This is a genomic window from Motilimonas pumila, assembly GCF_003596335.1.
GTDB lineage: Bacteria > Pseudomonadota > Gammaproteobacteria > Enterobacterales > CBDFNC01 > Motilimonas > Motilimonas pumila.
Window position 1 is genome coordinate 1 of record NZ_QZCH01000140.1, and the last position, 657, is coordinate 657.

Annotated in this window: 2 protein-coding genes; both read left to right on the top strand. The window is 71.8% G+C overall.

The features are described 5' to 3' along the window. Positions 1-213: BufA1 family periplasmic bufferin-type metallophore (locus tag D1Z90_RS20915; protein ID WP_147378831.1), on the top strand; the 213-nt coding region annotated here is incomplete at its 5' end. 14 nt (positions 214-227) lie between these two features. Next, on the top strand, positions 228-657 hold a 430-nt coding region (locus tag D1Z90_RS20920), incomplete at its 3' end, for a multinuclear nonheme iron-dependent oxidase (RefSeq protein WP_119912676.1).

The window sequence follows — 657 nt, forward strand, 5'->3', positions numbered from 1 at the left end:
GGCGACGCCATGGCCAAGGCCAAGCCCGCCGTCGAGAAATGCTACGGCGTCGCCCTGGCCGGCAAGAACGACTGCAAGGCCGGCGCCGGCACCACCTGCGCCGGGAGCGCCAAGGCCGACTATCAGGGCCAGTACTTCAAGGAAGTGGCCAAGGGCTCCTGCACCTCGATCAAGACGCCCAAGGGCCACGGCTCCCTGACCCCCGTCGCCTGAGCCGGACACGGACGATGAACCACGGACCGACCGCCGGGCTAAGCCTCAAGCCGGAGCACTACGCCGACGCGCTGGCCCGCCGGGCGGACGGTCTGTGGTTCGAAGTCCATCCCGAGAACTATATGAGCCTGGGCGGACCCCGGCTCGCCTGGCTCGAAGCCGTCCGCCGGGAGCATCCGCTGTCGCTGCACGGCGTCGGCATGTCCCTGGCGGCGGACGAGCCGCCCGACGCAGGCCACCTGGCGGCCCTGCGCCGGCTGGTCGACCGCTTCGAGCCCTTCGTCGTCTCCGAGCACCTGGCGTGGTCGACGCGGCGGGGGGCTTACCATCCCGACCTGCTGCCGTTCCCGCGCAGCCGGGCGGCCCTGGACCGGGTCGCCGACAACGTCTCGCGGATGCAGGACGCCCTGGGCCGGCCGGTGCTGATCGAGAACCCCGCCCTCT